This window comes from Rhizobium lusitanum (assembly GCF_014189535.1).
In the GTDB taxonomy this organism is placed as follows: Bacteria; Pseudomonadota; Alphaproteobacteria; order Rhizobiales; family Rhizobiaceae; genus Rhizobium; species Rhizobium lusitanum_C.
This window is the reverse complement of the sequence record NZ_CP050306.1, coordinates 51,074-70,735: the sequence shown is the minus strand read 5'-3', so window position 1 is coordinate 70,735 and position 19,662 is coordinate 51,074. Positions and strand designations below refer to the sequence as shown.

The following is a 19,662-nucleotide window of genomic DNA, read 5'->3' as shown; positions in this document are numbered from 1 at the left end:
CTAGCAATCGGAGGCATACATATATTCAATCATGAAGATAAAGCTCGCGCGCTCCGCCGCGCATACAATGATCAGACCGCATCGATGCAGCATATCCACCAGCATTGATAAGCGCGATAACATCACCCTCTTCAGGCGGCGGCATCTCATGCTCCACGGCCCATTTATCGAGCGCTTCATTTATATTGCCGACCACAGTCAGTGGGCGCTTAGGCACGGGGCGAGGAACTGTAGGAACAGGATGGCAGGGTAGACTATAAAAAGCTGGCTCCATGGCGAGGTTGAAGCCGGCATCGACTCCAATGAACTCAGTCTGCTTTCGCCTTTCGCGATAGGTGACTGTCGTCAATAAGACGCCAGCTTCCTTGACTAAGAAGTCACCAGGTTCCAGCGCTATGCGAACGCCACGATCGGCAAATGCTTTTGCAAGAACATCAGCCCAGCTGTGTAAATCAAGCGGGCGGTCTCCACAGCGGTGTGGCACTCCAAGACCGCCGCCGATATTCACTTCCTTGAGGTTGGGCAGGTGATGCATGAACTCATGACTTGCTGTCAGTATCGCTTGCAAGTCCCCCAGTCCTTCGTTGAGGTATCCGGAACCAGCGTGGAAATGCAACCGCACGACTCTGAGCGCATGTCGCTTCGCAATGGCAAGCGCATCGTCAAAACTGTCAAGGTAGATGCCAAACTTAGTGGTCTGGCACCCGCTATATTTCAGCATGTCATTGCCAGTATAGCTGATACCCCGATCAGGGTTGATCCGGATCCCGATCTCTCGACCTGGACAAAGCGTGCCGAACCGCTCAAGGGCAGAGAGCGAGTCGAGATTGAGGCTAATGCAATCAAATCGTGCCAAATCATCAAAATCACGTGCGCTGAGAGATGTTCCGGTGAATGAGATATCCTCCTCACGGAACCCGCAGGCCAGAGCATGCTTTAGCTCCTCAGGCGAGCAAACATCAGCACCGGCAATTCGCTTTTCCGATAGAAAGCTGAGAAGCTGCGGGCTCCGGTTTGCCTTAATAGCATAGTAGATTCTATGATCCACCCCCGCATCATGAAGCGCCTGGTGCAACTGAACAATCTTCTCAATGACCTTGGCCCCGCGTAAAACATAGAGCGGCGTTTCCAGCTTTAGTGCCGCCGTAGCAAGATCGCAATCGCCCAACGTAAGACGGCCATTGATATAACGAAGGTCGTCCCGCCGCCACCAAGATTCTGTCGCTTCCGGGTCCACTGGGGCAAGCGCGTCGATCTTAGCTAGGTCGGATCGCTCACGCATTGGCGCTAATAAATCGTTGGAGCACAGCGCCTCGCATATCGGCCGGCAAGGACGCACTGTCAATCGTGACAATTTGAATGCGATCAGCAAGCTCGGGACAGGCCTGGCTGAGTAAACTGTCGTGCTGGTGGTTCTCCACGAGCACGCAGAGCTCGGGCGTTTCTAACGCCTGATCCACAAGGCGTTGTTTAAGCCGAACGGCAATGATGGCCGACGTAAGCCCACGACAATCGATGATTTCCTTCATATGACTAACAAGCTCCATGATTGAATAGAGGCGATCAAATAATCGCTCCGCTTTTAAGGTCATGTTCTGTTTTTTCGATCGCTTGGTGCAGTGTTGTGGCGATCCGGTCTATGTCGTCTCGCCCGATGATGAGCGGCGGAGACAGGATGCACAGGTTCTCATAAGGACGAACCAACAACCCAGCCTCCTGGCAATAGTGATCGACCCGTTGCGCGAGCGCTATGTTTTCTGCAGTGGGTCCCTTCTCGACCCCGGTCCAGCACTCGACGCAGGCCATGAGGTGATCTCCGCGAACAGTGTAGACGACCGGAGAGGCCGACAGCTTGTAAAGCTGCTCCATAAAATAAGGTCCGACATCTCGTACATGTTCGCAGACACGCTCGCGCTGCATAAGTTCGATATTCTTAAGTGCGACTGCGCAGGACACGGGATGCCCAGAGTAAGTGAATCCGTTTGAGAATACCGGCTTGCCGCGCGGCGCATGTGCGGCAATCGACTGGGAAACACGCTTCGATATCAGGACGGCCCCAAGGGGGGCATAACCCGAAGTTAAACCCTTAGCAATTACAATAAGATCGGGATCAATCGCGAAACGGGCCTTTGAGGAAAAAAATGCCCTAGTCGACCGAATCCAGTTACGACCTCGTCAGAAATGTAGAGAATGTCGTGCATGCGGCACAACTCTCGTGTTGCAACATGATACCCCGGTGGAGGGATGAGCACGCCGCCTGATGCAAGGATCGGCTCAGCCACAAAGCACGCGATGTTTTCCGCTCCAATCCGGCCGATCTCGCGCTCCATTTCGCTGATAAGTCGTTCAAGGCTCTCTTCAGAGGTCTCGTCATCTACACCCAAATCGTAGCCTGGACTTGATAGATGATGTACAAAGCTGTCCAGGTAGTGAAACAGCGTTCGGTCAGCGGCTTTCCCGCTCAGTGATGCAGCGAGAAAAGTGCTGCCGTGATAGGCATTATGCCGCGACAGCACCCATCTCTTTGACTCGCGGCCTTGCGAAGCGAAGTAGTAGTGAGCGATACGTACAGCAGAATCAATAGCAGTCGAGCCGCCCGTAGTAAAATGGACGCGATCCAGATCGCCGGGTGTAATTTCTGCAAGCACCTTCGCCAAGCGCGCTGCTGGTTCGTTTCCAATATCTCCGAAAGGCGTATAATATGCCATCGTTTGCGCTTGCTCCGACATTGCAACAGCAAGTTCGGTGCGCCCGTACCCGAGGGTCATGCACCACATTCCGCCGATTGCATCGAGATATGTCCGCCCTTGGCTATCGCTAACCCGGATACCCGAGGCACTCTTCATGATAAGTGGGCACCCTTCTCCTAGAGCACTCAAATCCGTCCAGGGATGAAGTACGTGTAGCTTATCGGCTTGTGAAAGGTTGAGGTTGTCTAGTTGCAAATTAAAGATATCAGAAGATTTTTCGGAACTGAGCATAAATCAACTCCACAAGCTTCGTATTATTTTAGCAGGCAATCTATCTAGGTTCCGTGCTCACTGAGCTAAATGTGCAGATTGTTGAGAGGCCAGTCTTGAACAGAACTGACCTTGCCCTCTCTAAAAAATAGAAACTTTTTCTACCAAGGGTCAGTTCGATAGTAATCTAGAGCTGGCCCGGGAGTTTTGCACAGCTGGGATAAGTGGACTTTTTGCCAAACTTTGGCTTAGATGCCGGAAGCAGATCCCATGGGAAACGACCTGCATCGTCGCAGAGTGGGTTGTCCATAAAATCTCTCTGAATGCACCCATGCTTTTGACGGCTGAACAACCTCACGCCCTTGCTGCTATTCGTGTCGATCTTGGCGCAATCTTCGTCTCGATAGAGTTAAGCAAAACGACGTGGCAGCCCGTGCTGCTTCTGGCAGGTTCGAACAAGGGTCTTCGACGTGCTCGATCAAGATACCTACATGTGCGGGTCCCTGCGCAACAACAGTGCCAAATTCGGCCATGAGGCCGCGTAGCGCATTGATAGTTTGCGTCTTTTGCCGCACCAGAAGATCGCGTACTTTGAACACAGTGGCAGAAGCCTGCTTTGCCTCGCTCTTTACCGCGACAAATCGCATCGTTGGCCGCAGTGCCGCTTCGCAAACAGCCTCCGCATCGGCAGCATCATTCTTCTGCCGTTTGACGAAGGGCTTTTCATATATCGGTGCGATTAATCTGACTTGATGACCAAGCCTGCCGATCTCACGGCCCCAGTAGTGGCTGCCCGCACATGCTTCCATCGCCACCGTGCATGGGTTTATTCCAGACAAAAATGCCAGGAGCTTGGCATTCGATACTTTGCGGCGGAAAATAATGGAGCCATCAGCCGCCGCTCCATGCACCTGAATTGTGTTCTTCGCCAAGTCCAGGCCGATTATGCTAACCTTCTCCATGGATGCTTCCTCTCTGCAGTGGTTTCAACACAACCATTCTGGCACACAGATGCCGTCGAGTGGGGGCGTCCACCCCATCGTTCACGGCTGGCCAGCACCCCAAAATCGAAATGTTTATCCTTGGAACTTCGAGCCTTACTTTATCGGCTGACCGCTTACGTTCTACCCGGTGACAAGCTCTTCGTCGACGATCGCGATAAGGTAGGTCGCACCTAGCTGCAGTAGCGCGTCGTTGAAATCAAAGGACGATTGATGCAGCCCCGGACCTTCTCCAGAGCCGATCCAAGCGAATGCGCCGGGCCGCTCCATTAACATCGCGGAAAAATCCTCCGATGCCATGGAGGGACGGAACCGTGCTTCGACCCAATTGGTGTCAACTGCCCTGCACGCCGCACGCTGTGCTAAGGTCGCTTCGCGGGCGGAATTTATCGTTGGGAAGAACCTACACTCATAATTCAACGTTATTCTCACATCCAGAGCCGCACCGATGCCTTCAGCGATCGCTAAGAGCCGCTCGCGAATTCGAAGCTGGACCTTATGTTCAAAGGTTCGCACGCTTCCGCCTACGGTTACAACATCTGGCACTACGTTGAACGCATTGCCTCCCTCAAGGCGTGTAACGGATATGACGCCTTGCTCAAAAGGATCAATATCGCGCGCGACAATCGTTTGAATAGCGTTTATCAATTGGCCAGCTGCAACCGTCGGATCACGCAGGTCTTGTGGCATCGCCGAATGACCACCGCATCCTATGATTGTGAACTCGAAAATGTCGTATTGGGCCATCATTGGCCCAGGGTGAACCACAATACACCCTGTTGGCAATCCTGGCCAGTTGTGCAAGGCATAGATAGCATCTACTGGGTACTTTTCAAATAAGCCTTCCTCAATCATCCGAACCGCGCCGCCCTCATTTTCCTCAGCTGGTTGGAAGATGAACACAACGGTACCGGAGAAGCTCCTGTGATTGGATAAGTAATCAGCCGCGCCAAGCAGCATTGCCATGTGTCCATCATGGCCGCATGCGTGCATCACGCCCTCATTCGCAGAACGATAGGAGAGGTTACTTTTCTCAGTTATTGGCAAAGCATCAAGCTCGGCTCGAAGTCCAATCGAGCGACCCAAACTAGCTGTGCCTTGGAGAATACCGATAACCCCTGTACCGGCCAGCCCACGCTCGACCTCAATACCCATCTCGGTAAGTCGCTCAGCCACAAAATCAGAAGTTATATCTTCTTTATAAGCAATTTCGGGGTGAGCATGGAGAAAATGGCGCCATTCGCGCATACGGACTAAAGCCGACTTGTCGATCAGTATATCTCTTGATAGCATTTGGTCGTGCCGCTCTTCGATTTAGCAACTATTGAAGGGAACCAGCGAGCCGGTTCGATCCACGTTCGTGCTCATATCGAGAGTCTCACAGAGAACGGCACCGCCGTCTTGTATGGAAAATACCTTAGTCAGCGATTCGCTTCGCAAGTGGATTAAACCCACGCCTCTCTGAAGATAGAGGGGGTCATCCCAAGCGTTTTCACGAATTCCCTTGTCAAATGGGCCTGATCACAGAAACCCGCTTCATTCGCCGCACAGACTATTGGCCTTTGTTCGCGCAGGAGATCCTTCGACTTTTGGAGCGCCACGAGGACGTGATAATTATGGATACCGGTGCCGGTTGCGCGCTGAAATACGCGCGAGAGATAGCCAGCCGAGAGCGAACAATTCCGCGCGATTGCGTCAACATCGGTATGGAGCGTCTCACGCAAAAATAAGGCGTTGCAAACATATTCTAGGAATCGACCATTGAACCGGGCGCTCAAAAACGCGCGCAAATCTGGCGGGCTGCTACTGGAAACAAAATTCGAAGAGAAAGCCCAGCCCTCCCTGTCAACCGCCTCGAAGCGGTGAATTATCCCGCCGGGCACAACTGCGGTTTCACCCGCTTCAAAAATCTGCGTGTGCTGAGGTAATCGCAAGCGTACTCGTCCAGCAAGGATATGTGCGATCTCGTCGCCCATATGAAAATGCAGCCGAAAATTCCAGCATCTTCGGCTACCCGTAATATTCTCCACCCAACCTATGTCAGTGCGGGAAACAGTAAACGACGTTCGTGTGTTCCTATCATGCAGATGTGAGGTCATGCCTTCCCATGTTTATTAATTGTTTCAGTAATATAATAAATACTAGAGTATCCGTAATGATCAAGGGGCTTTTGGGGAAATCTCGAGAGACTTTGACAGCGAGGACGATGAGTTTTCGCATGATAGCGGTTAAGGCCACTTTGGGTGGTTTGCCGATGGCGATCAGCGTTTTGTATTTGGCTGCGGGGCCAGGATTGAACCGTGCACAATAAGGGTCGCATGTAGAGCGCCTGCCGGACGATTTCTCTTCCGCCTAAACTAACTGTTTAGATGGGATATTCGGCTGGCGAGCCATCTAGCGATGATAGGTTGAAGTGCTGCGCTTCAAGCTGATGATAAACGTGATCTGTGTAATTCAGGCACAAGCATCAGAAAGGAAGCGCAGCATGAAGCATTTTGCCGGACTGGACGTTTCTGTCAAAGAAACCTCCATTTGCATCGTAGACGAAACGGGCAAGATTTGCCGCGAGATGAAGGTTGCTAGCCATCCCGACGACCTTGCCGATGTTCTGGGCGATGCTTCTTGGAAACTCGTGCGGATTGGGCTTGAGGCTGGGTCTTTGTCGCAATGGTTGTTCAGTGGCCTGGCGAAGCCGGATTGCCGGCAATCTGCATCGAGACATGGCACGCGAAGGCGTTCCTGAAGGCCAGGTAACAAGACCGGCCGAAACGACGCTCGTGGCATTGCACAGATGATGCGCATCGATCTCTTCCGACCGATCCATGTTAAAACGCGGGCAAGCCAGAAGCGGCGCGTTCTGCTGACCGTACGCAAACTGCTTCAGCAGAAGGCCATTGCGATCGAGAACGATATCCGTGGGCTGTTGCGCAACTTCGGTTTGAAGGTTGGCATCGTTGGCGCTGGAAAGTTCCAGGAATGCATCCGGGATCTCGCCGGTGACGTTCCGAAGCTGTGCGATATCATGAATGCCCTTCTTGTGGCGCGACAGAAACTTCGTGAGCAGTTCACCGTGCTTCATTAGAGGCTAATGTCCATCGCGAAGAATGATGCCGTTTGCAAAAGGCTGATGACCGTTCCGGGCGTCGGGCCTGCTGTCGCTCTGGCTTTCGCTGCCACGATAGACGTTTCCAGGGCCGACTTGCTATGGTAACGCCTTGGGTCGAGAGGGCGTCGCGAAGTTCAAATAAGGTGCCATCTCGATGGATCGGCCAGCCATGTCGTTATAAAAAATGCGTGCGCTTCAGTCTTGCCAGAACTTCCGTCGCCGCCGAGGCGGCCAGAGGAAACATTGCCCTGCCGGATTTGCAGGTTCCGCCAGCGCCTCACGCTCGCGGTACCCACGCCGAAACGATCTGCCGCTTCTCGATGGGATGCACCGGCAGAAACAGCGGCAAGAACACGCGTGCGAAGATCAATAGAAAGAGCTCGACATATCGGCCGACCTCCATCGGCAGATAGCTTGACTCAGAACCGAAATGATTTGCAAAGCCCATCGATTCAGTCAGCCTGGGAAACGCCCTAAATAGATTAGTTGCTTGTTCCTTCCTCGCGTCGGATGGAACCGCGACAAATTCCGCTTCACTAATGTTACCGTCGCCGTTCGTATCCATCGCCTTGATCATATCGGTCTGGCTACTCTGATCACTGGTGCTGGAGATGCCTCGTGATATGAAGCAGCGTCTTTCAGACGGAAGTGTCCCGCGTCTCTAGCTTTTTGTTTTTGCATCGGATTTTTCGGAAACCGCATACACTTTTCGGTCCAATGCTCTAGATAGGAAGTGCGAACGCCTGCTTGACGACCTCGCTTGGAACGTCAGTCTTGACATTCTTGATACCGTTTTTCCGGGTCAAGTGCGACGATTGGAAGTGTCGATAACCCTCAAGATCGGGGACGACAACTCGCAGCAACGCATCGCTCTCGCCCAGCATAATGTAACACTCCACGACCTCGGGCAGTTGCTTCATGGCCGCTATAAAGAGCTCGATCGTTTCCGCGTCTTGGGCTGTCAGCCAGACCCTCGCAAATAAAGATAGCTTCAAACCGACCTTCGTCTGATCAATGACTGCCACGTAGCGATTGATGATTCCGGCTTCTTCTAAGAGCCTTACCCGTCGCAAACAAGGTGAAGTGGATAGCCCAACGCGCTTTGCAAGTTCGTTGTTAAGAATTCGCCCATCAAGCTGCAGTTCGCGGATTATTCGTCGGTCGATCTCATCTAATTTCATGGCATCCATTTAATTATATAGAGAATTTATTGGCATAAGATGCCAATATTTAATAAATAGCCAGCAAATACGCAAGCCGATTTTCCGGTACTCAGGATATTATGGTCGCTGGATAATTATGGATGATTTCAACGGAGAAGTTCATTGGATACTGGATGGTATGCTAGCTTGATTGGATTTGCCTTCGCTATGGCAGCGACACCTGGACCGAACAACACGATGGCTACAGCTTCAGGGGCAAACTACGGGTTGATTCGGACCCTGCCGTTAATGAGCGGGATCGCAGTCGGCGTTGCAGTGATCATGTTCACTGTTGCGGTATTTGGTGCGTCGGTAGTAGCAGAGCCGCGCGTTTCCCTGGTTCTCAAATGGATTGGGATCACTTACCTGTTGTGGATAGCATGGCAGATCGCTAGTGCTGAGCCAAAACTAGCTGATACTGACCCCAAGTCATCATGCAGCGCAAAACCCCCTTTCCTTCACGCAGGGTATACTTCTTCAGTTCGTAAATCCGAAACTCTGGGTGATGGCGACTGGCGCGATTGTCGCTCATGGCCGCGTTAGCGAACAGACCGGCTACGCGGTCCTTGGCACTCTGTTTGCCTTCGTCTTTGGTGCGTTAACTTTCATCAGCACGGTCGCTTGGGCAGGGCTTGGTGCGTACATCGGGCGCTTACTGGTTTCGCCACAAATTATCAGGGTTTTTAATCTTACAATGGCAATGCTACTCGTTCTGAGTTTGATTCCAATCATCATTCATTAGTGAACTGCGCTCAGCTTGCCAATGGCTCCGACTCGTCAGTTGTGGAGCGGAGGCCAATTGACCTGGCCGTTAGGCCGGCTTGATATCCCAGGTGGGTAGCGATCTCCTCGAGATCATCGAAGACCGCTACGAGCGTCGCTCGACGATCATCACCAGTCAGGTGCCCCTGGATCGCTGGTACGAAATCATCGCAAACCCAACGCTGGCCGATGCCATCCTGGATCGCCTCGTTCACAACGCCTATCGCATCGATCTCACCGGCGAGAGCATGCGAAAACAGCGCTCCCAGTCGCACCCGAAAACACCGAAGCTTGACCTGAACAAAACCCGATCCAAACATCAACCAGACCTAGGATCAGTCCGACAAATGGCTGCCTTCAAATCGGAACGCCGGCCGGAATGAAATCGGAATGACTGGGCGGCTTCAAATCGGAATCGATGGCCGGCTTCATCGGAATACGCACCTGATCAACCAGATGCGAGCCTTCTGCCTCGAATACGGTGTCGCGCTACGGCAGGGCGCCGGCCTGTTCAAGCTCGACCTTCCGCAAGCTCTCGAAGATCTATCCAACGACCTCTCGCCGGCAATGCGTAAGCTGCTCGCAGACCTGTTTGCCGATCTGCGCCAAATGGAGCTCAAGGCTGGCTCCAAGCAGTGGCAGCTCGGAACGCGGCAGCTCCAGCTCGGTCCGTTCGACTTCCTGACCGAACTTCGGTGGGAAAATGGCAGCCAGATCAGCGGCGCGGATACCCTCTGCAACCCCGGCCAGCGTCGGGCAGGCCAAGCGCTGATCGCCTACAGGGGGTGAATATTGGGCTTCTCTATTCGGCGTAGTTGCGTCAAGCATTTTTGAAGCTTTCCATCTGCCGGCCTTTGATGTCCTTTAACGGGCCCGTGCTTCTCTTCGGGATAGGCTGCCTGGCCTTCCCATCATGGGATCAGAAGAACGAAGCGGTGCAATCTGACTCACGTCCTGACCGTCGTAACGACCGGCACAAGACCCAAAGCGCACTCACCTCATCCATCGTCCCGCAAAGGACATCGTTCCGCCGGTCAGCGGAATTGCAAAGCTCTACTTCGTCGGTTGCGACGTCAAATCAGACGGGTATTGCTTCATTATCCCTTGTCCACTGGAATTCAGAGCCATCGCTCCACATGCGATGCATGATCACTGCTAATCGCCTTGCCAGCGCTACAATCGCCTTCGATCGACCGCGCCTGCGGGCAATATTCATTGCCCAGGCCTTTAGCCATGACCATTTCTTCACACGGCTCAGCATGACCTGCGCGGCTTCATAGAGAAGGGCACGCATCATACCATCCCCGCATAAGGAAACGCGTCCGACACGATGGCTCTCCCCGGACTGATTGAGCACCGGGGTCAAACCAAGTGCTGGCCCGACTGCACGGGAATTCTTGAAGCGGGCTGGAACATCGATGGTACTGACGAAGGCAAGCGAGGTGACGGGGCCGACGCCGGGTATTGTCATAAGGCGTCGGCAGGTGTTGTCGTCGCGCACCAGATCCAGGACTTTCCGATGCAACTTCGCGAACTCTGCGCGCAGTTTCTCTCTGGCGGCAAGCAGAGGCGAGATGATTTCGCCAAGATCAGGCGTGCCGTCAATGAGCTCGCGAATGCGTGCGTCGAAACCGATCGTGCCGATGATCCCTACCTTCAGGCCGAAGTTGCGTAACAATCCCCGGATATCATTCTCTAGGGCAATCGCCTTCTCCTGCAGAAGTTTACGTGCCGTCAGCAAAGCGCGGCGCTTCTGGCTCGTCAACGTCTTCACGTGAACGGGTCGAAACAGGTTGACCCGCATCATCTGCGCGATGCCGCGGGCATCGTTGCGATCGGTCTTGTTCACCTGCGCTTTCAAGAAAGCCTTGGTGTGGCGGGTCTCAATACAAACCGCAGGCAACCCGGCTTCAGCCAAACCGCTGAATAGCCATTGAGACAGAGGACCAGCTTCGAGCCCTATCCGAACGAGCTTATATGCCCGGTTGTTAAGAGTCGAAACGAGATCGTCTGGGTGGCTCGTAACCTTCAACTCGCGGCAAATTTTTCCCGTTTCGTCGACAATGCAGATCGCGGTCTCTTTCACAGAAACGTCCAGTCCGGCATAATACCTCATGCTGCGCTTCCTTTTCTGATGTTTGTGGCTGCTCATACAGACCACGTTCTATCATCAGCTCGAAGCGCAGCACCTCCGTCGCTGCGGCCAGATATAGGGCTCAAGCCGAATATCCCATCTGACTCATTTTTGATGCAGTTGTAACGATGCGGCTTTTCTGGTTTCCACAAAGGAATCAGCTTGATGAGCACCAAGTTTCGCCTCTCTGATTTGGTACCGGCTGGTTTCATCGCCGAACGCATCACCCACATTGACGATGAGACCTGCATCTTGCTTTCTCGAGCCGACGCTACCGCGTCGTGTCCAGCATGCGGACGAATGTCGCGAACGGTTCGAAGCCGCTATTACCGCCAGGTCGCGGACCTCCCAATATCGGGAAGACGCGTCAGGCTTCTCGTGCGCACGCGGAGGTTCACCTGTGATGCGGTGCTCTGCGGCAAGCAGATATTCGCCGAGCGGTTCGGCGATGTGCTACCTCCCTACGCCAGACGAACCGGGCGTCTCGAGCATCTCGTCCACCATCTGGGCCTCGCGCTTGGAGGACGCCCGGCGGCACGTTTTGCACAGCGGCTCATGCTTCCCGTCAGCAACGACACCTTGCTCCGCGTCATCCGCAGGCAAGGATTGCCGCCGTCGATCCCGCCCTCGGTGATTGGTATCGACGACTGGGCCTGGCGTCGAAGTCATCGCTATGGCACGATCGTGTGTGACCTGGAGCGCCGGCGGCCGATCCGTCTGCTACCGGACCGTGAGCCAGCGACGGCAGAGGCCTGGTTGCGGCGGAATCCCCAAATCCAGGTCATTGCTCGCGACCGCGGCGGCGCTTACGGGCTGGCGGCGGCAAAGGCGTTGCCTGATGCAGTGCAGGTCGCTGATCGATGGCATCTGATGGAGAATGCCAGCCGTGCGTTTCTGGATTCCGTCCGCAAATCGATGCGGCAAATTCGCAAGACACTCGGTGCAACGCGCGTCAATCCTAAACTTCTGACCGCGGCCGAACGCCTTCAATATGAAGGCTATCTTAGGCGCGAACAGACCAACGCGGCGATCATGGCGCTCGCAAAGGACGGTGTCACGATCAAGGAAATCGTGCGCCGTACTGGTCATAGCCGCGGCTTGGTCCGCCAAGTGCTCAGAGGGCACCGCAACGACGTCTTTCGGTCAAGACAAAGTTCGTTGGAGCCCTATCTCGAATGGCTCGACGCGCAATGGGCTGCCGGTAAGCGGAACGGCACTGAACTATGGCGGCGATTGAGAACACAGAGCTTTCGTGGTTCGCGTCGGGTCGTGAGTGAATGGGCGACACGACGTAAGCGGGCCGAAAAGGCGGATGCGGAATCGTTGACCCGCCCCCCTCCGCCCGAACGATTGCCCGCCTTTTGACAACCAGCAGAGACAATCTAACGAAATCCGAGACCGTCACCATCGCTGCAATAGAAGGCGGTGTTCCCTTGCTGGTTAAAGCTCGCGACATCATCGCCGACTTCCATCTTATGATCCGGCGCAAGGCGGAAAACGAGCTCGCGCCGTGGATCGACCGAGCCCGCAACAGTCTGGTTTCCTCCTTTGGCAATGGCGTTGCGAAAGACATACAGGCAGTCCGGGCAGCGATCGTCTCACCGTGGTCCAATGGGCAAACAGAGGGGCAGATAACAGAGCTCAAGCTGGTAAAGCGCCAGATGTACGGTCGCGGAAAGCTTGATCTTCTTCAAGCCCGCTTGATCGGCGCGACATGAGAGAATTGCACCAGATCTGCGTCAGAGCCCAATATTGACCCCTTGGGGATGCGGACGAAAACTTGGACCACCAAGAGGTAGTTCATGTATTCCTATGCAGACAGACTTCGAGCCGTTGAGCTTTATATCAGGCTTGGCAAGCGACTTAACGCGACCATTCGGCAGTTGGGTTATCCCACCAAGAATGCGTTGAGGGGCTGGTACTGCGAGTACATACAGCATCTCGACCTGCGTATTCAGCCGGTAGCTCGTGCGCCAAAATATTCCGAGGCCGAGAAACAGGCGGCACTTGAGCACTATCGCACCCATGATCGTTGCATCTCTGCGACGATGAGGGCACTTGGATATCCGGGTCGAGGAACACTAACCGCATGGGTACGGGAGGCCTTTCCGGAGACGCGAGCATCGATGGTCGGTCGATCATGGCGTCCTGCCTATCCCGAGGCGGTGCGTCAAGCCGGTGTCATCGGACTATGTAGTGGAGATGAAAGTGCCCAACAGGTGGCCGACCGGCTGGGCGTGTGCAGGCCGACGTTGTACGACTGGAAAGATCAGCTACTCGGTCACGAGGCTCCTTCATCCATGAAACGCCGCAAAAGCAACTCCAAGGTTCCAGAACGCGAGGAACTCGAGCGACAGCTTGAAGCCCTCCAGCGTGATGTCCGCCAGCTGCAACTTGAGCATGATCTCCTGAAGAAGGCCAACGAACTATTAAAAAACGATCACGGGCTTTTGTCCGCCTGTGCGCGGTAGAAACAGGCCGTGTTAGGCTCCCTGTTGGAGGGGAGTTGCCGAAGGCTTATTGGAGGCGTTCAACCCCGTTAAAAAACGTGGCACATGGGCTGTTGCGTACTTGAGAGTGGTGACGTCGCGTCAGCGGCGATCCCGGTTAGGAAATTGACGAACTTGCGCGGCCCAGCCCCTCCCGACCCAAAGGAGGAGAAGCCATGCCCAAGATCCGTTCTTCCACACCACAGAACCTCACCCAAGTGAACCCCGGTGCGGCGGCCGTCGATATCGGGTCCACGATGCATATGGCGGCTGTTAATCCGGAACAAACCGATGTGCCTATCCGCGCCTTCGGCACCTTCACCCACGATCTGCATGATATAGCTGCCTGGTTCAGATCGTGCGGCGTCACGAGCGTGGCGATGGAGTCGACCGGCGTTTACTGGATCCCGGCTTTCGAGATCCTTGAGCAGCATGGGTTTGAGGGGTGGCGTCGCCTTAACTGTAGGGAACCAGCGTTGAGGACGTGTGCCGTGTTTCAGGCAGCTATCGCGCCAGCGGTTTCATGCCAGATCGAGATGGCGTGAGTGCGAAGCTGGCGATGGTCGATGGCGTTCAAGTGTTTCCGGTGAAGAAGAAAAAGATTGGCGATCTGGCCGTGAGTTGAGACGAAACGCTGGCACTGTCGTGCGGACTTGAACCGCATCATACGTCGCTCTCGCCGCCGTAGCGGCAGATGAGAATTCTCAGCTCGATTGTTCAATCCCTTGTGCGAGCGATGCTCTACGCCCGGCATCAACTCGGCCTTTGCCGCCGAATACGAACGCAGCTTGTCAGTCACCAGCACCCGCGGGATGGTACCTTGGCCCTTGAGCAGCTTGCGCATCAGACGCAGCGCTGTTGCCTTGTTCCTTCGGCTTTGAAGCAGGGCATCGAGGACGTAACCGTTTGCATCGACGGCGCGCCACAGCCAGTACCTCTTTCCCTTGATCATCACCACCATCTCATCGAGTTGCCACTTGTCGGCAAAGTGGCCTCGTGCGCGGCGCCGGAGCTGATGAGCGAACTTCAAGCCGAATTTCGCCGCCCATTCCGCGACGGTCTGAAACGTGACGGAGATGCCGCGCTCAGCCAACAGATCTTCGACGTCGCGAAGGCTCAGCGGGAACCGATAATAGAGCCATACCGCATGGGCAATGATCTCAGCGGGAAAGCGGTGGCGTCTGAAGTGAACATGAGCAGCTTCGGTCATGACAACCCGAATACCAAGTCGATCCCAACCAAGCCGTTAAGGCGACGCCACCTGGAGTGGGCCTGCCCCATCTCGACCGGCAGCCGCTCGCACAATTCATTGAATATTTGGTCTCGAAGCATGCCGATATTGGCCCGGCGTCAGAGCAGTCTCACATGACCGAACTGGCACGCACTCTTCGCAAAAACAAAACCTACGATCAAATCAAGAGCGATGTTACGTTTCGCAAGTGGATGCTGAGCGGCTTAAGAGACAGAAATGCACAGGTATGGATCCTTAACTTTTGGCTCGATACCTATTGGAAGCCCCGCTTACGCAGCGAGCGGGGGTGATGTACGGCTGGCGCTTGTCGTGGCGAGGATATGGAATACGAGCCCGCTGTTAGGCCGGTGCGCAGTGGAGCGAGCGCGCAAGGCCAAAAGCAGCATTGATGTCGCGCTGAAAGCCTATGTTGAGTGTCCCCATGGTAAAATGGCTTACAAAGACCGACGTTGGGCATGGATGAAGCGGCCCGTTGTGTTGTTTGACGTATATTTTCAAAAGCCTAAGAACTAAAAGTCATTTCGCATTGAGAAATTCTCGTGCCGTGGAAATCGTTTGTTGCGATGTGGGAGCTCAGGCGAGGTCACATGCGGAAACGCGCCGGGTCTTTTACCGGGAAGTTAGTAAAATAGTGGCAGACTTCTTGTAAACGCCAAGTCGCCACTATGCAATTTTAACTTGAACATCCGACAGGCATATAATACCATTCAGTTGATACTTACGATATCGTCCGAGGGGACTTGTCATGAAGATCAATTCAATTTTGCTGTCAGCAGCTATATTTTTTTCGTTAAATTCCGTTGCTCGCGCTGATAACGAGAATGGTTTTAACAAATATATTCTAAGAGCCGTTGAAGATATAAACCGAAACTATCCTAGCAAAGGCTATGATATCAGTCGGGCTTATACACACAACATCACCTACGGTTCTGAGGCGGTCAAAGCAAGCCAACCGCCGCTCACGATGTGCGTGGCCGCAAGTGCTGAGGTCATTATCACAGCACTGAATATGTACGCAGCTGAGACAGGCGACAAAAGCGTTTACAAATATTTCCCTGCCACCAGCTGGAATCGAATGCGTCCGAAGGACATTCGATCGCATATCTGGGTGGATCCGAAGCTCGATTCTTATGGCACGGCCGATGCGCTGGTAACCTTTGGTGTGGGCAAGAGAGTGAAATTCAGTGAGCTGGAACCGGGCTCGTTCGTCAATATCAACCGACTGAACAGGACTGGGCATTCGGTTGTCTTCATCGGTTTCATCGACGGCAAAGGCGAGGTTCTTTCCAAATATTCCGACAAGGTTATGGGCTTCAAATATTTCTCGTCGCAGGGCAAGGGGACCACGGGGGACGCCGGATTTGCCTATCGCTATGCGTTCTTCGCGAAAGATTCCAACAACCCTTATTGCCCAGACCTTCCGGCCGGCAAGCGCCGCGATTGCAAGATCATCTGGTCGACGGGTCAGAAGCTACTCAACACCGGCTATATGCTGATGCCATCGAAATGGGATGCTGCCGCACGCGACAAAAACCTCAAGGATATTGCCGACGGGCTCTACGTTCAGACCCGCTCGCGTGGTCCCTCGGCGTTGCCGGGCATATCGCAGGATTTGTCCGAGCCGGAGTTTCTCAAGGCAATCGATGAAAAGGATACGATGGAGCTGAACCCCGTGTTTACGCTCGGCAACACAACCACGGACGACTAGGATGATTGCCGAAGCGATGAAAACCGGCAGGTTCCCACTCGCCTGCATCCTCGTGTTTCTGAGTTTGTTGTTTTCGACAGCAGCGCAGGCGGCGGACTGTTCGCTGCAGGCAACGGAGACCACAAATCCGGTTCCCGATCCGCCTGAGATGACGCATCCCGATCTCAAGGGCCGCGATTTCGAATTCTACAACAAGAGCTTTGCACTGCTGGTTGGAGAATCGTCCTACCCGCAAAAGCCCCTGCCGGATGTTCCGGCGGAAATGCGCAAGTTGCGCAGCGTTCTCGAAAGCCAGGGTTTTGATGTCTCGCTCTTCCTAGACGTAAAGAGCGCTGATTTTTCCAACGTCATCGAATGCTTCATCGCAAAAACGGTGGGGACAAATCCGGAAGCGCGGGTTGTCGTCTACGTCGCCTCGCACGGCATCACCCGCAATGGTCCGACAGGACAGGTCGGATATCTATTGCCGATCGATGCGCTTTTGCCCACAGAGGATCCGACGTTCCAGTTAAAGGCGGTGAGGATCTCCAAATTCTTGGACTGGGCCGAAGCATTGGAGGTGAAACATGCGCTGTTTATCTTCGATGCCTGCTTCTCCGGAATCATCACGATGAGCCGCAGCGGTACGCCGCCCCGGCAGCCGCTCTCGGGTTACGTGTTCTCCGATAACGTCCAAAAACCTCTTCGCGAATTTTTTGCGTCCGGCACCGCCGAGCAGGAGGTCCCGGCAACCAGCGTCTACGCAAATCTTCTCACGCAAGCTTTGCTCGGCGAGCGGATTGAAGCGGACAGCAACAGGGATGGATATCTGACCGGAACGGAGCTTGCCGCATTTCTGGAAGGTTCGGTGCCCGCCTATTCAAAGCAGACGCCGGTGCACGGCCGGATCGCCAACCCGAACCTCGACATCGGCGAGATCGTCTTCAAACTGCCGGAGAAGGCAGAGGATGTCTTCGCCCCCCCGCAGCCGGCGGAAAGCGACACGTCGCTGCAACCGGTTTTCAGAAGCGCCACCGGACAATCCGATAAGGCAATTGCCCAGATTTATGAGGCCGAAAAGTTCATCAATACCGCAGTAACAATATGCGATGACGCCTGCGTCGCCAAAGCGAAAGCAACACCCTATTCGATAACAATAGACATGCCATCGAACCTGCCGGGCAATGCCGTGTTCACCGATACCGAACTGACCTGCAAGGGCTGCACGGATCAATACGCGATTGTCTCGGGACCGAGCCTGTCCTCAAGCGCCCGCACGTTGGCAGCAAGTTTTGCATCCTGGGAGAAAAACGCGATCTGGAAGTTGAGCGGCAAGGTGTCCGTGCCGAAAACCGATGACAAGGTCGTGGTGGTCAGCGGCGTAGATAACAAGGTTTCGACGGTCGATCCCAACAAGCTGTCTATCGAAAGGACAGCTTTGCGCATCAATGTTGACGATCAGAAGAAATACGATCGCACGGTCGTCGCGCTGCAGAGTGAAGAGAAGGCCATCAGGCACGGTGCGCGCAAAGATCTTGCCGAGCTTCTGGCCAATGACGACGGATCAACGGCAGCCACTCTCGTGCGCGGTTTAAACACGGGCACCTATCGCTATCAGCTGGGGGTGGCCGAAGCTCTCAGGAATGCACCAAACGGCTGGCGTACCACTGAATCTGCATCCCGTGATGTGCTGGTCGCGCTACAGAAGAAGTCGAACGACTCGACGCTTCGCAAGAGCTTGCAAGGCGCAATCGATAACATTCAGGTGTCGGTCTACTACGAGACCGGCGAGGACAACTGGCTAACAAAGGCCGGTCAATTGCGTCCGAAAGCAACGATGAACCCCCCGCTGCCGACAATCAGCGCTCTCGAGGTGGGCGACATGCTGGTCGCCGATTCCAGCGTCTACAAGCGGGCGGGACCAAGCCTCGAATACGGATCTCTCGGCATCCTTGACGGTGGAAAATGCGTCAAACTTGTCTCGAAGGACGATGGCCCAAGCAACGGCGATAATGCGCGCGGCGGATGGCTGCGCGTGGTGACCCGCCCATGCAGCAGGTAGACGAAATCAGAGGCTTCCGGGAAACGGAGATCGCCAAATGCACTTTCCTGTACCACCGAATTTTCGCTCTCTAACACGGCTGGCACCACGTCTTGTTCTTTGCGCACTTTCCCTGTTTTTTCCAGGCGCTGCTGTAGCGGCCGAAAGCGAACATATCCAGGACGTAAAACAAGCCCAGAAAAGCGCCTATGTGATCTTTTCGTCCGGCTCGCAATGTGCGCCGCTTGGCCACGACTTTCAGGGATGGCCGGGATCAAGCTTGCTGGAATGCTCCTATAGGCAGGGCGGCTTGGAGGGCATCACCTATCTCCTGGATGTGAAGGCGGAGACAATCGCGACCTGGATCGAAACGGCTTGTGACGAACGCCTTCGCGGCAATAGCGCATGCTTTGCGACGGTCCTCGCGTGTGCACGCACCAATTCAGGCATGATGTTCGCTGTCAGTGGGAATGTCATCGAAAACAGACGGAATTACTTTTTCAGAAATGGCATGACCGTTGCTTTCAAGGAAGCGGAAAACGGCTCGACGCGGGATGTCCCTCTCAGCGTGCAGAAATCCTTGCTCGTCGCACCGGATAGTAAAATTGATCGCATCAAGTCCGGCCTGACGAGATTTTGGCGCACATTGCCTTTGCAAATGGCTTTGGCCTACCCTAATGCCCACGCCCCGAGCGCGCTTAAAACACAAGCTCAAAGAGTTGCATGGCTTTCCCTAGTGCAGGCTGAAATCCTTGCTGCCCAACAGACCGGAAATAACCGTCTATTGTCCGCCTGGCTATTGGCACATAAAAACACTCTCGGCCGCGGCGCATGCCCAAACGATAACGATCCCTAACGACCGTCGGGCATTTGCACATCTTACAGCCGAAGGGCAGAATTGTCGCTTAGTTGGCGCATCCCGGCAGTGCTGCCGCCCTTACTACCCTGCCGGCATTTCCCGCAACTCCACGCTTGCCAGCAGTGCCATCCTTTCCATTCTTCTCAGCGCCGGAGCGCTTTGCCTTGAT

Annotated in this window: 13 protein-coding genes and 9 pseudogenes; 11 read left to right on the top strand and 11 right to left on the bottom strand. The window is 54.4% G+C overall.

The window, feature by feature from the left end:
* Positions 1–25: 25 nt before the first annotated feature.
* The 6 genes and pseudogenes from HB780_RS02990 to HB780_RS02965 form a co-directional block, all read right to left on the bottom strand.
* Positions 26–1,282: a type III PLP-dependent enzyme domain-containing protein gene (locus HB780_RS02990; protein ID WP_183686779.1), complete on the bottom strand. Its 1,257-nt coding sequence runs from the start codon at positions 1,280–1,282 to the stop codon at positions 26–28.
* Positions 1,275–1,529 carry a hypothetical protein gene (locus HB780_RS02985; protein WP_183686777.1) on the bottom strand — a complete coding sequence of 85 codons (255 nt, stop codon included), beginning with the start codon at positions 1,527–1,529 and terminating at the stop codon, positions 1,275–1,277. Before HB780_RS02985 ends, HB780_RS02990 begins: the two co-directional genes overlap by 8 nt.
* 34 nt (positions 1,530–1,563) lie before the next feature.
* A pseudogene (locus tag HB780_RS02980) lies at positions 1,564–2,981 on the bottom strand (aminotransferase).
* Between the two features lie 413 nt (positions 2,982–3,394).
* Positions 3,395–3,922 (bottom strand): annotated as a pseudogene (locus HB780_RS02975) (IS110 family transposase); the annotation flags it as partial.
* Between the two features lie 162 nt (positions 3,923–4,084).
* Positions 4,085–5,254, bottom strand: coding sequence for a M20 aminoacylase family protein (locus HB780_RS02970; RefSeq protein ID WP_183686773.1), 1,170 nt, complete (start codon positions 5,252–5,254; stop codon positions 4,085–4,087).
* 152 nt (positions 5,255–5,406) lie between these two features.
* Positions 5,407–5,937 carry a helix-turn-helix domain-containing protein gene (locus tag HB780_RS02965; protein ID WP_286202880.1) on the bottom strand — a complete coding sequence of 177 codons (531 nt, stop codon included), beginning with the start codon at positions 5,935–5,937 and terminating at the stop codon, positions 5,407–5,409.
* Between the two features lie 509 nt (positions 5,938–6,446).
* Between HB780_RS02965 and HB780_RS02960 the strand changes: the two are divergent.
* Positions 6,447–7,148: pseudogene (locus HB780_RS02960) on the top strand (IS110 family transposase); the annotation flags it as partial.
* Here the strand turns inward: HB780_RS02960 and HB780_RS02955 are convergent.
* From HB780_RS02955 to HB780_RS02945, 3 genes and pseudogenes are all read right to left on the bottom strand, one after another.
* Positions 7,111–7,456 (bottom strand): annotated as a pseudogene (locus HB780_RS02955) (helix-turn-helix domain-containing protein); the annotation flags it as partial. The pseudogenes HB780_RS02960 and HB780_RS02955 sit on opposite strands and share 38 nt — an antisense overlap.
* Entirely contained in the window at positions 7,345–7,644 is a 300-nt protein-coding gene (locus HB780_RS32845; protein WP_286202879.1) for an EF-hand domain-containing protein, read from the bottom strand. The gene HB780_RS32845 and the pseudogene HB780_RS02955, both read right to left, overlap by 112 nt.
* 145 nt (positions 7,645–7,789) lie before the next feature.
* Complete coding sequence (locus tag HB780_RS02945) at positions 7,790–8,248, bottom strand: Lrp/AsnC family transcriptional regulator (RefSeq protein ID WP_183686769.1); 459 nt, start codon at positions 8,246–8,248, stop codon at positions 7,790–7,792.
* A gap of 189 nt (positions 8,249–8,437) precedes the next feature.
* Between HB780_RS02945 and HB780_RS33330 the strand changes: the two genes are divergently transcribed.
* The 3 genes and pseudogenes from HB780_RS33330 to HB780_RS33455 form a co-directional block, all read left to right on the top strand.
* On the top strand, positions 8,438–8,812 hold the full coding sequence (locus tag HB780_RS33330) for a LysE family translocator (RefSeq protein ID WP_353622948.1): 375 nt from the start codon (positions 8,438–8,440) through the stop codon (positions 8,810–8,812).
* Between the two features lie 299 nt (positions 8,813–9,111).
* Positions 9,112–9,291, top strand: a pseudogene (locus HB780_RS02935) (ATP-binding protein); the annotation flags it as partial.
* Between the two features lie 178 nt (positions 9,292–9,469).
* Positions 9,470–9,652: pseudogene (locus tag HB780_RS33455) on the top strand (IS110 family transposase); the annotation flags it as partial.
* A gap of 457 nt (positions 9,653–10,109) precedes the next feature.
* Here the strand turns inward: HB780_RS33455 and HB780_RS02925 are convergent.
* A complete protein-coding gene (locus HB780_RS02925) occupies positions 10,110–11,147 on the bottom strand; it encodes an IS110 family RNA-guided transposase (RefSeq protein WP_183686765.1) in 1,038 nt (345 codons plus the stop codon).
* A 183-nt stretch (positions 11,148–11,330) separates the two neighbouring features.
* On the opposite strand from HB780_RS02925, the pseudogene HB780_RS02920 reads away from it, so the two are divergent.
* The 3 pseudogenes from HB780_RS02920 to HB780_RS02910 all read left to right on the top strand — a co-directional run.
* A pseudogene (locus HB780_RS02920) lies at positions 11,331–12,883 on the top strand (ISL3 family transposase).
* Positions 12,884–12,967: 84 nt separating this feature from the next.
* A pseudogene (locus HB780_RS02915) lies at positions 12,968–13,615 on the top strand (transposase); the annotation flags it as partial.
* A gap of 215 nt (positions 13,616–13,830) precedes the next feature.
* Positions 13,831–14,097: pseudogene (locus HB780_RS02910) on the top strand (IS110 family transposase); the annotation flags it as partial.
* A gap of 53 nt (positions 14,098–14,150) precedes the next feature.
* On the opposite strand, the gene HB780_RS02905 reads toward HB780_RS02910, so the two are convergent.
* Entirely contained in the window at positions 14,151–14,864 is a 714-nt protein-coding gene (locus HB780_RS02905) for an IS6 family transposase (RefSeq protein ID WP_183686763.1), read from the bottom strand.
* Positions 14,865–15,019: 155 nt separating this feature from the next.
* Here HB780_RS02905 and HB780_RS02900 point away from each other — a divergent pair, with 155 nt between their 5' ends.
* The 4 genes from HB780_RS02900 (at position 15,020) to HB780_RS02885 (ending at position 19,490) form a co-directional block, all read left to right on the top strand.
* A complete protein-coding gene (locus tag HB780_RS02900; protein WP_183686761.1) occupies positions 15,020–15,196 on the top strand; it encodes a hypothetical protein in 177 nt (58 codons plus the stop codon).
* Between the two features lie 455 nt (positions 15,197–15,651).
* On the top strand, positions 15,652–16,614 hold the full coding sequence (locus tag HB780_RS02895; RefSeq protein ID WP_183686759.1) for a hypothetical protein: 963 nt from the start codon (positions 15,652–15,654) through the stop codon (positions 16,612–16,614).
* A gap of 1 nt (position 16,615) precedes the next feature.
* The gene (locus HB780_RS02890; RefSeq protein ID WP_353622946.1) at positions 16,616–18,655 is read left to right on the top strand and encodes a caspase family protein; all 2,040 of its coding nucleotides are present in this window, start codon (positions 16,616–16,618) and stop codon (positions 18,653–18,655) included.
* Positions 18,656–18,692: 37 nt separating this feature from the next.
* On the top strand, positions 18,693–19,490 hold the full coding sequence (locus HB780_RS02885; RefSeq protein WP_183686755.1) for a hypothetical protein: 798 nt from the start codon (positions 18,693–18,695) through the stop codon (positions 19,488–19,490).
* Positions 19,491–19,662: the final 172 nt, after the last annotated feature.